Here is a 13,439-nt window from a genome sequence, read left to right as displayed (position 1 = left end):
AACCCGGGGAACTGAAACATCTAAGTACCCGGAGGAAAAGAAATCAACCGAGATTCCCTAAGTAGCGGCGAGCGAAAGGGGAGCAGCCGATGATTTAAGAGGTAGTGGAACAGTCTGGAAAGTCTGGCGATACAGGGTGATAGCCCCGTACACGAAATCTCTTAAGTCACATATTAAGTAGGACGGGACACGTGTTATCTTGTCTGAAGATGGGGGGACCATCCTCCAAGGCTAAATACTCCTAACTGACCGATAGTGAACCAGTACCGTGAGGGAAAGGCGAAAAGAACCCCGGAGAGGGGAGTGAAATAGATCCTGAAACCGTGTGCGTACAAGCAGTTGGAGCTCTTCGGAGTGACAGCGTACCTTTTGTATAATGGGTCAGCGACTTATTGTATGTGGCCAGGTTAACCGCTTAGGGGAGCCGTAGGGAAACCGAGTCTTAATAGGGCGTCCAGTCGCATGCAATAGACCCGAAACCCGGCGATCTATCCATGGGCAGGTTGAAGGTTAGGTAACACTGACTGGAGGACCGAACCCACTAACGTTGAAAAGTTAGGGGATGACCTGTGGATCGGAGTGAAAGGCTAATCAAGCCGGGAGATAGCTGGTTCTCCCCGAAAACTATTTAGGTAGTGCGTCATGTCTCACCCACGGGGGTAGAGCACTGTTTGGGCTAGGGGGTCATCCCGACTTACCAACCCCATGCAAACTCCGAATACCGTGGAGTGCAATCATGGCAGACAGACTGCGGGTGCTAACGTCCGTAGTCAAGAGGGCAACAACCCAGACCGCCAGCTAAGGTCCCAAATATCAGTTAAGTGGGAAACGATGTGGGAAGGCTTAGACAGCTAGGAGGTTGGCTTAGAAGCAGCCACCCTTTAAAGAAAGCGTAATAGCTCACTAGTCGAGTCGGCCTGCGCGGAAGATTTAACGGGGCTCAAACTGATAACCGAAGCTGCGGATACTTTCGAGTATGGTAGGGGAGCGTTCTGTAAGCCTGTGAAGGTGAACTGAGAAGTTTGCTGGAGGTATCAGAAGTGCGAATGCTGACATGAGTAACGATAAGGGGAGTGAAAAACTTCCCCGCCGGAAGATCAAGGTTTCCTGTCCAACGCTAATCGGGACAGGGTTAGTCGGCCCCTAAGGCGAGGCAGAAATGCGTAGTCGATGGGAAGCGCGTTAATATTCGTGCACCGACTGTTGCTGCGATGGAGGGACGGAGTAGGCTAGGCGAGCACGGCGTTGGTTGTCCGTGTTTAAGCTTGTAGGCTGGTGACTTAGGTAAATCCGGGTCGCTAAGGCTGAGAGGTGATGACGAGTCCTCTTTTGGACGAAGTCGTTGATGCCATGCTTCCAAGAAAATCTTCTAAGCTTCAGGTAACAGTTGACCGTACTGTAAACCGACACAGGTGATCAGGTAGAGAATACCAAGGCGCTTGAGAGAACTCGGGTGAAGGAACTAGGCAAAATAGTACCGTAACTTCGGGAGAAGGTACGCCGGTTTTGGTGATGGGACTTGCTCCCTAAGCTGAGACTGGTCGAAGTGACCAGGTGGCTGCGACTGTTTATTAAAAACATAGCACTCTGCAAACACGAAAGTGGACGTATAGGGTGTGACGCCTGCCCGGTGCCGGAAGGTTAATTGATGGGGTTAGCTTCGGCGAAGCTCTTGATCGAAGCCCCGGTAAACGGCGGCCGTAACTATAACGGTCCTAAGGTAGCGAAATTCCTTGTCGGGTAAGTTCCGACCTGCACGAATGGCGTAACGATGGCCACGCTGTCTCCACCCGAGACTCAGTGAAATTGAAATCGCAGTTAAGATGCTGTGTACCCGCGGCTAGACGGAAAGACCCCGTGAACCTTTACTACAGCTTTGCACTGAACTTTGAGCCTACTTGTGTAGGATAGCTGGGAGGCTTTGAAACTTAGACGCTAGTTTGAGTGGAGCCAATCTTGAAATACCAGCCTGGTATGTTTGAGGTTCTAACCTAGACCCCTTATCGGGGTTGGGGACAGTGTATGGTGGGTAGTTTGACTGGGGCGGTCTCCTCCCAAAGAGTAACGGAGGAGTACGAAGGTGCGCTCAGCATGGTCGGAAATCATGCATTGAGTATAATGGCAAAAGCGCGCTTGACTGCGAGACTGACACGTCGAGCAGGTACGAAAGTAGGTCATAGTGATCCGGTGGTTCTGTATGGAAGGGCCATCGCTCAACGGATAAAAGGTACTCCGGGGATAACAGGCTGATACCGCCCAAGAGTTCACATCGACGGCGGTGTTTGGCACCTCGATGTCGGCTCATCACATCCTGGGGCTGAAGCCGGTCCCAAGGGTATGGCTGTTCGCCATTTAAAGTGGTACGCGAGCTGGGTTTAGAACGTCGTGAGACAGTTCGGTCCCTATCTGCCGTGGGCGTTGGAAAGTTGAGAAGAGTTGCTCCTAGTACGAGAGGACCGGAGTGAACGAACCACTGGTGTTCGGGTTGTCATGCCAATGGCATTGCCCGGTAGCTATGTTCGGACGGGATAACCGCTGAAAGCATCTAAGCGGGAAGCCTCCTTCAAGATTAGCTTTCCCTGGGGCTTGACCCCCTAAAGGGCCGTTGAAGACTACGACGTTGATAGGTCGGGTGTGGAAGCGCTGTGAGGCGTTGAGCTAACCGATACTAATTGCCCGTGAGGCTTGACCATATAACAGAGATTGCTGGTTAATAATCAAGTAATCGTGTTGTACAAGCACAAGAAGTAAGACTGATGACGAAAGCTTACGAAAAGTAAGTGAATAGTCAGCACCTAGTAAGTGCAAAGACAATTAACGTTTAGTGTATCTATATAGCACTAGCATGATTGCAAAAGGATAAGTACACCGACGCAAGGCGACGGGTGAGTACCTCAACCTTACTTAATGAATAACGCAAACAACTTCTGATCCACACCTTATTTGTACTGGGATTACTGTCAATAATCCCCAATTAAAAGCCTCAATAGTTAACGGCATTAGCTAGTTAACGAGTGCTACGGTAGAAGGTCGCCGAAAAAGACACAAAGTACATACAGCTTTGCCTGACGACAATAGAGCATTGGAACCACCTGATCCCATCCCGAACTCAGCAGTGAAACGATGCATCGCCGATGGTAGTGTGGGGGTTCCCATGTGAGAGTAGGTCATCGTCAGGCTTCTAATATCAAAAGCCCGCTTAGGTTACCCTAAGCGGGCTTTTTTGTGATCGGCGTTCCCAGATACTGCATTTAGCCATATTCAAGCGGTAAAAGGTGCGAACTCTTAAAAAATAAGTTAGCCTAGCGGATCAAATTTGTAGTTTTCTTTTAAGAAAATAATATCTACTACAAAATCAATATAACGGTTGTTCGTAAGCTGTGAAATCCAGTCAAACTATGAAATTAACAATTAGAGCAAAGCTATTTCTTAGTCATTTTTTCGCCATAATGTTCGTTTCGGGGAGTATTGGTTCCTACTTCTATGGGAGCGCAATCGAAAATTTAGAGAACAGCTTAAAGTCTAGGCTGCGTAATAGTGCAGCATTGCTTTCAAAAAGCTTTGATACGAAAGAGTTAGATCTCATACAAAACGAGCAAAATAAGTCGTTACCAGAGTATGAGAAAAATTTGCAGTTAATTATCAGCTATGCTTCTTCAAATGATGATATAGCTTTTATCTATATTATGCGTTTGCGAGACGGGCTGGTTGAGTTTGTACTAGATTCCGATCAAGTTAACCCTGCCAGACCTGGCGAAATATATAAACAAAATATTCCTGAGTTAATTGAAGGCTTTGCGAGTGTTAGTGTGGATTCATCCATCACTACCGATCGCTGGGGTAGTTTTATGTCTGGTTACGCGCCTATTGGTGGCGGGGCAGCCCAGTATTTAATCGGTTTAGATATGAAAGCCGACGACGTTAGCAATAAATTGCAGGATCTAAAAACAAAGGGTTTACTTTCGTTATTAATGTCGCTAATCCTAGCTTATGCCTGCTGTTATTACTTATCTCGTAATTTTGTCTATCGCATCCGCCGCTTACATGATCAATGCGGAGACCTTATTCATGCAGATCCAAAAGACGTAAGCGTTAAAGGGGATGAGATTGACGATTTAAGTGATGTGTTTAGTGTAATGCTAGAGTCGTTCCAAAAGAATCAAGAAATACTCGAAGCTAAGGTGACTGAGCGCACTGAAGAGGTTAATAAAGCAAACCGAAACTTAATGATTGAAGTGAAAGCGCGCAAACAAATGATGGAGCAATTGCGTGACTTGGCTAGAACTGATTACTTGACAACGCTTATCAATCGTCGGGAAATGACCAATATTTTAAGAAGTGTATGCATAGATTACAAAGTACACCCTAAGCCGTTTGTCGTAACTTTAATGGATATTGATGATTTTAAAAATATTAATGATTGTTACGGTAATGGAGTTGGGGACGAAGTGTTGCTTTCGCTTTGTAAGCGTTTAAGTGCAATGCTCGATACGAAGGAGGTTCTTGCTCGTTGGGGGGGAGAAGAATTATTGTTTTTGATGAACGACGCCACCTTAACTGATGCCGCATTGCGAGCGGAGGCATTGCGAAAAACCATCGAAGGCATGGAATTTTCTGTGGATAACAATATAGTTTCCATCACTGCTAGTTTTGGCTTGGCAGAATACGAAGTTGAGCGCGGTTTAGATGCCACTATAAAAGAGGCGGGCTTGGCTTTGTATCGTGCTAAACGTTTAGGTAAGAATCGGGTGTCAATCGAGGATTCTTAGCGCCTGCTTACTTTAGTTCGGCTTCAGCGCTTTCTAGCATTTTTATGAATTGGCGCAATTGTTGTTTGGCTTGCTGTTTTTCTTCATTGGTCAGCGCTTGATAACCTCGGGGGAATGGCCAGCCATAACCCCAGCGATACGGCATGGGGAGGTAGGGAGAACCTCCAACACGTACCCCTGCATACATAAGTTTTCCAATCTCGGTTTCACCTAGTTTCGCAACGCAAGACTCCAGCTCTGCATCTGCTTTAATCCGTTCTTCGTAGGTTCCTCCCTTCCAGTACGAAAGGTCGTGAGATACACAGCAATTTAGCCAAAGTGTTTGTTCTTCGGTATTTCCATCAGGGAAGGCACTGCATCCATCAGAAGTGAAGGGCGCTATCTGATCAGCGAAAGTCAAAGAGCAAAGTGTATAAAGCACAATTGCGTTAGTTGCGGGTACTAATTGGCGGTACATGTATATTCCCTACTGATTAAGGACAAAGTATAGCGCAAATACTCTAATGCTCGCGCTTTCAGGGTGGCTTTATAAAGCGGTGGTATCTAGTCTCGCGTTGGTTCACAATTGGCGGTTATCGGAACTTAGTGCAGGGCTATATGTGGCGCTAGTTGTTTACTTGTCTTTGTTAGTGTGAATGTTTAATGGCGATAGTGCTAGGCGTTGACCCAGGCTCATTGAAAACGGGCTTTGGGTTAGTAAATCACGTATCTGGGCGGTGTGAATATATCGCTAGTGGTGTGATCCGTATGAAATCTAGCGATGAGCTCCCTGAGCGCCTAAAAACGATATTTGAATCGCTAGTAGAAATCATTGAATGCTATCAGCCATCTGAATTTGCGATAGAGAAAGTATTTATGGCAAAAAGTGCGGGCTCAGCACTCAAGCTGGGGCAAGCGCGCGGTGCAGCGATAGTTGCTGCCGTAACTAACGGTTTGCCTGTGGGGGAATACGAAGCGCGAAAGGTCAAGCAATCGGTTGTTGGGTCGGGAGCGGCGGATAAATCGCAGGTTCAGCATATGGTACGCACACTTTTACATCTTACTGCTACCCCACAAGAGGACGCCGCGGACGCATTGGCGATTGCATTGTGCCATATCAATACTCAAGCAAGCCTAATTAGATTGGCGGGTTCGCGTCAGTTTAGGCGTGGCCGTTTGGTTTAATTTAATATTAAGAATGACATTATGATAGGTCGATTAACAGGAATCTTGGCGGAAAAAAAAGCGCCGCATTTACTTATAGATATTGGCGGTGTTGGGTATGACGTGATTGCGCCTATGACGACATTTTATCGCCTCCCCGCACTGGGCGAAAAAGCCGTATTACACACTCATTTTTCAGTTAGCGAAACATCGCAGCAATTGTTTGGCTTTAGTAGCCAGCAAGACAGAGAGCTGTTCCGTATGTTGATTAAGGTGAATGGGGTAGGCCCTAAGCTTGCAGTGGGCATTATGTCCATGGAGTCATCTGATTTTGCTAAATGTGTACTCGATGGCAACTTAACCGCACTTGTAAAGCTACCTGGCGTAGGCAAAAAAACTGCAGAGCGCTTGTTGGTCGATATGCGCGATCGAGTTAAGGCCTTAGATACCACACCTAGCGAGCATTCGCCTACAGGGGAGGGGGCAGGTATTGTCCGTGTCGATCCTGTAATAAACACCAATGTAATTATAGCGGACGCTGAAAGCGCGTTAATTGGCCTAGGGTACAAGCCTACTGAAGCTGCCAAAGCGGTATCTGCTGCGTATAACGATACTATTACCACAAGCGAAGACCTTATCCGTGCAGCTTTAAAAGGTATGATTTAACTTAGTTAACTGGCCCATAATTTATGATTGAGCAAGACCGAATTATTGATGCTAACGCCAAAAGCCGCGAAGAGCAGATAGACCGAGCTGTACGCCCGAAGAGCTTGAAAGAATATATTGGTCAGCCGGTTGTGCGCGAGCAGATGGAAATATTTATCGGCGCCGCGCAAGCGCGCGGTGATAGTTTGGATCATACGCTTGTATTTGGGCCGCCTGGGCTGGGTAAAACAACGCTGGCGAATATTATCGCCGCAGAAATGGGGGCGGATCTAAAGTCCACATCTGGGCCCGTACTCGAGAAAGCTGGCGACCTAGCTGCTCTAATGACAAACTTAGAGCCGGGCGACGTTTTATTTATTGATGAAATACATCGATTAAGTCCGGTGGTAGAAGAAATATTATACCCCGCGATGGAAGACTTTCAGTTGGATATCATGATTGGTGAGGGGCCAGCCGCGCGCTCTATTAAGCTTGAATTACCGCCGTTTACGCTTGTCGGGGCAACTACGCGTGCAGGGTTGCTTACTTCCCCTTTGAGGGATCGATTCGGAATTGTTCAGCGTTTAGAGTTTTACAATATTGAAGATCTCACTCATATTGTTGAGCGTTCTGCGTCCTTGATGGGGGTTGCTATGGATACTCCCGGTGCAAGGGAGGTTGCTAAACGGTCTCGTGGAACACCGCGCATTGCCAATCGTTTACTGCGTCGCGTACGAGATTATGCTGAAGTTAAATCAGATGGTACGGTAACAGCGCAAATTGCAGATCTTGCTCTTAATATGCTCAACGTTGACGAGCACGGCTTTGATCATATGGATCGCAGGCTATTGCTCACGCTTATAGAAAAATTTGGTGGCGGACCGGTGGGTGTCGATAGCCTGGCAGCAGCAATTAGTGAAGAGCGCGACACGATAGAAGACGTGCTTGAGCCGTATCTTATTCAGCAGGGGTTTATTATGCGTACTCCGCGTGGTCGAATGGCTACTCAATTGGCATATCAACATTTCGGTTTGAATGTGCCTGCAGCGCTAAAGCAAGATTCGCTTCCTGGCATATAAGCTTTGAAGGCTAAACACTGAATTTATTTTACGTATACGTGTCTATGTCATAGCGCATTTTTCTACAGATCGTATATTATGCGCAACAAAATTGGATGAAGAGTGCGTAAACTGCGCAACAATTGATCCGTATGATTTTGCATATCTTAAACGCGGCGGATAATTACCGAATGCAGTTGCTCAAAGCTGCCTTGAGTTACCCAAAGGGTGAATCAGGGTCAATATTCCAAATAACATTCTAATTTAAGACTATATTGCTACTCATTTGGGGGCTAGCCTTTCATGACTGAAAACTCACTGTCTATCTGGAGCTTAATTGTTCAGGCGAGCGTGCTTGTACAAATAGTGATGGCGATTCTATTTTTGCTATCGGTAGTTTCTTGGGGGTTGATTGTTCAACGCGGTTTATACCAATACCACGCTAAGGTAGCTTACAAAGACTTCGAGCGGCAGTTTTGGTCCGGTGTGGATTTAACCCAGCTGTATAGGCAGGGCAATAGCAAGGCCAACCGAAGTGCAACCGATGGTGTAGAGAATATATTCCGCGCTGGTTTCAAAGAGTTTACTCGTTTGCGGCAGCAGGGCAGCACAGACCCCGATGCAATTATGGAAGGCACACAACGCACAATGCGCGTAGCTATGGCTCGAGAGGAAGAAAAACTAGAAGTGTTTTTGCCTTTTTTAGCCAGCGTAGCGTCAGTGAGCCCTTATATTGGTCTGTTTGGTACGGTTTGGGGCATTATGAACTCGTTTCGCGGCTTGGCTACAGAGTCTCAAGCTACGTTGGCGTTGGTTGCTCCTGGTATTTCCGAAGCGCTTGTGGCGACGGCAATGGGCTTATTCGCAGCAATTCCTGCGGTACTGGCTTACAACCGTTTTTCGTCGAATGCTGAATCGCTTATTAGTCGTTACGAAACTTTTGCCGAAGAGTTCTCTGCTATTTTGCACCGCCAAGTTCACTCTAAAAGCGCCGAGTAATTAATCATGGCTGCAAAAGGTAAAGGCAAAAGAAAACCGTTAGCGGAAATCAACGTCGTTCCCTACATCGATGTGATGTTGGTGTTATTGGTTGTGTTTATGGTGACGGCTCCACTGCTCATGCAAGGGGTGAAGGTAGATTTACCGCAGTCTCCGTCTGCACCGATCGATCAAAAAGACGAAGAGCCTATTATTGTTTCTATCAAAAAAGATGGTACCTACTACATTAATTTGGGAGGCGATCAAGAAACTCGCCGCGAGCTGAAAGACATAACCACCATCGTTGCGAAAGTGCTTAGAGAAAAACCCAATACGCCAATACTAGTATGGGGCGACGCCAAGGTAGAGTACGGTGCAGTTGTGAGTTTGATGAGCGATCTTCAGGGCGCCGGTGCTCCCTCTGTAGGCTTAGTTACCGAGCCTCCACGCTCTTAGCGGTTGGGTGATTAACCTATGAATATTCTTCGCAATATTGCCATACCCTGTGGAGCCACCTTGGCGATCCATGTGGTGGTGATTGCGGCGTTATTTTCTGACTGGCAGCCTAAAATAGAGCACAAGCTCGTAAAGCCGCCGCGCCACATAGAAGCTAAATTGGTTGAATTAAAACCAAAGGCTAAGCAGGCAAAGCAGGAAGAAAAGCCTAAAAAGGTAGATTTAACTAAAAAGCAGCGCATGCTAGAAGAGCAGCAACGCGCAGAAAAGTTAAAGCGAGAAGCCGAAGTTAAAAAGCGGCAAGAATTAGAGGCTAAAAAAGCAGCAGAAGCTAAAAAGAAGAAAGAGCAAGCTGCTGCTGAAGCAAAAAAGAAGGAGCGGCAACGTAAAGAAGAGCAGCAGCGACAATTAAGAATACAGCAGGAATTTGAGAAAGCGTTACTTGAAGAGCAGGGGCAATTACTAGAAGATAGCTACGCAACACAGGCTCAAAGTTATGCAGCACTTATAAGGCAGCGAGTAGAGCGAAGCTGGAGTAGGCCGCCATCGGCGCGAAACGGAATGCGTTGTGAGTTGTCTATACAGCTGGTACCAAGTGGGCGCGTAATTGATGTGCAGATTTCTCGCTCTAGTGGCGATGCTGCATTCGATAGGGCAGCACTTAAGGCTGTGAAAAAAATAGAAGCGTTTCCCGAATTGCAGGATATGCCAATTGGCTTATTCGAAAGAGAATTTAGAAACTTCAAAATGGTGTTTCAGCCAGAGGATTTACGACAATGATTTTGGGGAGAAAGCATTTGGCTAAGGCAGGCAGTAAATGGTTGGCAGGTTCAAGCCAATGGGCGCTGAGCTTAATGCTTATATTGGCTGCAGGCATGGCCCGTGCAGAGCTGGTGATTGAGATTACTCAAGGGGCGGACAACCCCACCCCAATTGCCGTAGTGCCTTTTGGTGGCAATGGTGGCTTGAGTGAAAATGTATCTCGTATCATATCTGCCGATTTAGATCGCAGTGGTTTATTTGAATCTAAAAGCCCTGAAAATATGTTGTCGTTTCCATCGAAACAAGCAGATATTTTTTATCGCGATTGGCGTATATTAGGCACCGATTATTTAGTGATAGGTGATATTCAGCGAAGCGAAAGCGGCTACGTAGCTGAGTACGGTTTGTACGACGTGCTTCAGCAGAAAAAAATGTTAGGTAAAGTGCTATCTGTAGGCCCAACGGGTTTGCGTGATATGGCGCACAAAATTAGTGATGATGTGTATCAAGCGTTAACAGGCATTCGAGGCGCTTTCTCTACCAAGATTCTCTATATCGAAGATATGGGGCCTAGCGTTAAAGAAAGATATCGCTTAATTAAGGCTGATGCTGATGGCGCAAGGGAGCAGTTGATTTTTAAGTCGAGTGAGCCTTTGCTATCACCCGCTTGGTCTAATGATTTGACACAGGTAGCGTATGTATCTTTTGAAACATCGCGACCAGCAATATTTAGACATAACTTAATTACCGGTAAGCGAGAGCAACTTACAAACTTCAAGGGGTTGAATGGCGCGCCAGCATGGTCGCCTGATGATTCTAAATTAGCTCTCGTGTTATCGAAGGATGGCAACCCAGAAATTTACATTTTGGACATTGCTACAAGAGCGCTCCAGCGAGTCACAAAAACCCACTCGGCGGTGATAGATACCGAACCAAACTGGACCGCGGACGGAAAAGGGATAATTTTTACGTCAAATCGCGGTGGAAACCCACAAATTTATCAAGTGGGTCTTGCAACGGGACGGGTGGAACGCTTAACCTTCGAGGGTGATTATAATGCCAGACCACGGGTCACGCCGGATGGTAAAAGTTTGGTTATGGTTCACAGGGAAGATGGAGTATTCCATATTGCTTGGCAGGACATTCAGTCAGGTGACATGCGTATCCTGACTGAAACGTGGTTAGATGAATCGCCCAGTATTGCTCCGAACGGCGCTATGCTATTGTACGCAACACAGCATAACAACAAAGGTGTATTGGCCGCGGTTTCAATTGACGCAGGGGTAAAATTTCGTCTGCCTTCTAAACAGGGTAGCGTAAGAGAGCCAGCTTGGTCGCCTTACGCGAAATAGTTAGTGGGTACCGAAAAATCTTTATAACTTGGGAGTGATAAAAAAATGAGTAACATTAAAACCTTATTGTCGTTAGTAGCAGTATTTGCTTTTGTTTCTGGTTGTAGCAGTACCGGTAAAACTAAAGGCGAAGCTGACACTGATATGAACAACACAGTGGAAGAGCAAGTAGAAACTGTAGTTGAAGTAGCTGATCCACGTGACGCGCTTATTGGCGTAGACACTGTATTCTACTTTGACTTCGACCAAGCAATGTTGCGTTCCGAAGCGCGCGCTGCTTTGTTGATTCACGCTAAAGTGATCAAAGAAACTAACGCTTCTATCCGTTTGGAAGGTCATGCTGATGAGCGTGGTTCACGCGAGTACAACATGGCTCTTGGCGAGCGTCGTGCTAATGCAGTTCGTGACTTCTTAGTACTTCAAGGTGTGCCAAGCTACTCAATCGAAACTGTTAGCTACGGTGAAGAGCGTGCAGCACAAGTTGGCAGCAACGAAAGCGCATGGTCTAAAAACCGTCGTGTAGAAATCAAATACTAAGTTAAAGCTTGCAGCCTTTGCGGGCTGCTAAGTGAAACTTATAAAAACCCGCAGCGTAAAACTGCGGGTTTTTTGTTTGTGGAATCAGGTTTTGGCCTGTATTGGCGGGAATTGCCGCATAATCTTGTTGTCTTAGCTCTATGGCAAACCAGTTCACATATTGTGGTACACTCCTGCACGCATTTTTCACGAATTTGAAGAAGATTAGGTAGAAATGATTAGCAAATTAACCATCACCTCTGTGGCGTTCTTGTTCGCTTCCCAAGTTTTCAGTCAGGCGCATGTGGTCGACCCGCAACCACAGCCTGGCATGGCCGCAAAACCGCAAAAAATGCCAGAAGAGGTCGCTCCGTCGCCGCAGAGCCAGTCGGAAATCTACTATCAACTGCAATTGCTGCAGCAAGAAGTACTACAACTGCGTGGTATGGTGGAAGAGCAGGCTCACGAATTGAAGCGTTTAAAGCAGCAGCGCCTTGATGATTACCTGGATTTAGACCGCCGTTTAAGTAAGGTTGGCCAAGGTGATTTCACCGGCACTAAAACCACACTTACCGATATTCGCTCTACCGCTGAATCTGCCGCAGCCGCAAGTGCAGGTGCACCTGAGCAGGAATTGCAGGAATACAAAGATGCCATTGACTTGGTATTGCGCAAACAGGATTACAAAAACGCAGTTATCGCGCTAAAGCAGCACCTAGATAATTACCCCAAAGGCCGCTATGCCGCCAACGCACAATACTGGCTGGGCGAGCTTTATCTTAAAGATAACGAGTTAGAGCAGTCGCGGCAGTGGTTCTCACGCCTGTTAGGTGAGTTCCCCAATCACACCAAAGTACCTGATGCTAAATATAAGTTAGGGCGTGTATACGACATGATGGGCGATAAGGCTACGGCCAAAAAGATGTTGCAGGAAGTGGTTGCATCTAAAACGTCGGCATCTAATTTGGCGCGAGACTACCTCGATACGCACTTTACTGAATAAGCTTCTCGCGCTCTCTTTGCTTGAGAAATACGCTACGCCGTGTAGAATGCGCGCCTCATTGATCGTTTGGTAAGCAGTTTACATGGCGGATTCAGGCCTTAGAATTACAGAAATATTCCATTCCCTGCAGGGGGAAGCCCGAACAGTAGGCTTGCCTACGGTGTTTGTGCGGCTTACCGGTTGCCCGCTGCGCTGTCATTATTGCGATTCAGAATACGCCTTTCACGGTGGCGAGCGCTTGTCTTTCGAGCAAATCCTCGAGCAAGTTGCGGGTTTCGGTGCCAAATATGTGTGCGTTACAGGCGGTGAGCCGCTAGCCCAGCCGGGGTGTATCGACCTACTGAGCCGCTTATGCGATCTAGGTTACAACGTTTCACTCGAAACCAGCGGTGCGATGGATGTCTCCAAGGTGGATCATCGAGTAAGCATTGTGCTCGACCTTAAAACGCCGGCTTCTGGCGAGCAAGATAAAAACCTGTATACCAACATCCCGCTGTTAAAACTAAAAGACCAAGTTAAATTCGTTATTTGTGATCGTGGAGATTATGACTGGGCTAGGTTCCAGCTCGATCAATTGCAGCTGGTGTCTAAGGTAGGGGATGTATTGTTTTCTCCCTCTTTTGAGCAGCTGGCACCAAAGCAGCTCGCAGAATGGATACTCGACGATAGGTTGCCGGTAAGATTTCAAATGCAATTACATAAACAGCTTTGGGGTGACACGCCCGGCGTTTAGTAAAAAGTTGTAGGCTTTAGAATT

Annotated in this window: 12 protein-coding genes and 2 rRNA genes (1 of these 14 only partly in view); 13 read left to right on the top strand and 1 reads right to left on the bottom strand. The window is 46.9% G+C overall.

Annotation, left to right across the window (positions count from 1 at the left end; genetic code table 11):
* The 3 genes from SDE_RS13290 to SDE_RS21365 all read left to right on the top strand — a co-directional run.
* A 23S ribosomal RNA gene (locus SDE_RS13290) occupies positions 1-2,693 on the top strand (it extends 178 nt beyond the left edge of the window).
* Positions 2,694-3,064: 371 nt separating this feature from the next.
* Positions 3,065-3,179 (top strand): 5S ribosomal RNA (gene rrf, locus SDE_RS13285).
* Between the two features lie 219 nt (positions 3,180-3,398).
* Complete coding sequence (locus tag SDE_RS21365; protein WP_011469014.1) at positions 3,399-4,769, top strand: GGDEF domain-containing protein; 1,371 nt, start codon at positions 3,399-3,401, stop codon at positions 4,767-4,769.
* A gap of 7 nt (positions 4,770-4,776) precedes the next feature.
* Here the strand turns inward: SDE_RS21365 and SDE_RS13275 are convergent, their stop codons facing one another.
* Positions 4,777-5,226, bottom strand: coding sequence for a hypothetical protein (locus SDE_RS13275; protein ID WP_011469013.1), 450 nt, complete (start codon positions 5,224-5,226; stop codon positions 4,777-4,779).
* Positions 5,227-5,411: 185 nt separating this feature from the next.
* Here SDE_RS13275 and ruvC point away from each other — a divergent pair, with 185 nt between their 5' ends.
* The 10 genes from ruvC (at position 5,412) to queE (ending at position 13,415) form a co-directional block, all read left to right on the top strand.
* A complete protein-coding gene (gene ruvC / locus SDE_RS13270) occupies positions 5,412-5,933 on the top strand; it encodes a crossover junction endodeoxyribonuclease RuvC (RefSeq protein ID WP_011469012.1) in 522 nt (173 codons plus the stop codon).
* Positions 5,934-5,954: 21 nt separating this feature from the next.
* Positions 5,955-6,578 (top strand): Holliday junction branch migration protein RuvA, encoded by a 624-nt coding sequence (gene ruvA / locus SDE_RS13265; protein ID WP_011469011.1) that lies wholly within the window; start codon positions 5,955-5,957, stop codon positions 6,576-6,578.
* Between the two features lie 23 nt (positions 6,579-6,601).
* Positions 6,602-7,636, top strand: coding sequence for a Holliday junction branch migration DNA helicase RuvB (gene ruvB, locus SDE_RS13260; protein ID WP_011469010.1), 1,035 nt, complete (start codon positions 6,602-6,604; stop codon positions 7,634-7,636).
* 282 nt (positions 7,637-7,918) lie between these two features.
* Positions 7,919-8,614: a protein TolQ gene (gene tolQ, locus SDE_RS13255; protein WP_011469009.1), complete on the top strand. Its 696-nt coding sequence runs from the start codon at positions 7,919-7,921 to the stop codon at positions 8,612-8,614.
* A 6-nt stretch (positions 8,615-8,620) separates the two neighbouring features.
* On the top strand, positions 8,621-9,049 hold the full coding sequence (gene tolR / locus SDE_RS13250) for a protein TolR (protein WP_011469008.1): 429 nt from the start codon (positions 8,621-8,623) through the stop codon (positions 9,047-9,049).
* A gap of 18 nt (positions 9,050-9,067) precedes the next feature.
* Positions 9,068-9,829, top strand: coding sequence for a cell envelope integrity protein TolA (gene tolA / locus SDE_RS13245; protein WP_011469007.1), 762 nt, complete (start codon positions 9,068-9,070; stop codon positions 9,827-9,829).
* A 74-nt stretch (positions 9,830-9,903) separates the two neighbouring features.
* Positions 9,904-11,163, top strand: a complete 1,260-nt coding sequence (gene tolB, locus SDE_RS13240) for a Tol-Pal system beta propeller repeat protein TolB (RefSeq protein ID WP_041325759.1) — start codon at positions 9,904-9,906, stop codon at positions 11,161-11,163.
* 45 nt (positions 11,164-11,208) lie between these two features.
* On the top strand, positions 11,209-11,700 hold the full coding sequence (gene pal / locus SDE_RS13235; protein ID WP_011469005.1) for a peptidoglycan-associated lipoprotein Pal: 492 nt from the start codon (positions 11,209-11,211) through the stop codon (positions 11,698-11,700).
* Positions 11,701-11,914: 214 nt separating this feature from the next.
* Positions 11,915-12,682, top strand: coding sequence for a tol-pal system protein YbgF (ybgF, locus tag SDE_RS13230; RefSeq protein WP_011469004.1), 768 nt, complete (start codon positions 11,915-11,917; stop codon positions 12,680-12,682).
* 82 nt (positions 12,683-12,764) lie between these two features.
* Positions 12,765-13,415, top strand: a complete 651-nt coding sequence (queE, locus tag SDE_RS13225) for a 7-carboxy-7-deazaguanine synthase QueE (protein ID WP_011469003.1) — start codon at positions 12,765-12,767, stop codon at positions 13,413-13,415.
* Positions 13,416-13,439: the final 24 nt, after the last annotated feature.

Origin of the sequence: Saccharophagus degradans 2-40 (assembly GCF_000013665.1) — a bacterium.
Lineage (GTDB): Bacteria > Pseudomonadota > Gammaproteobacteria > Pseudomonadales > Cellvibrionaceae > Saccharophagus > Saccharophagus degradans.
This window is presented reverse-complemented; position numbering and strand designations above follow the sequence as displayed.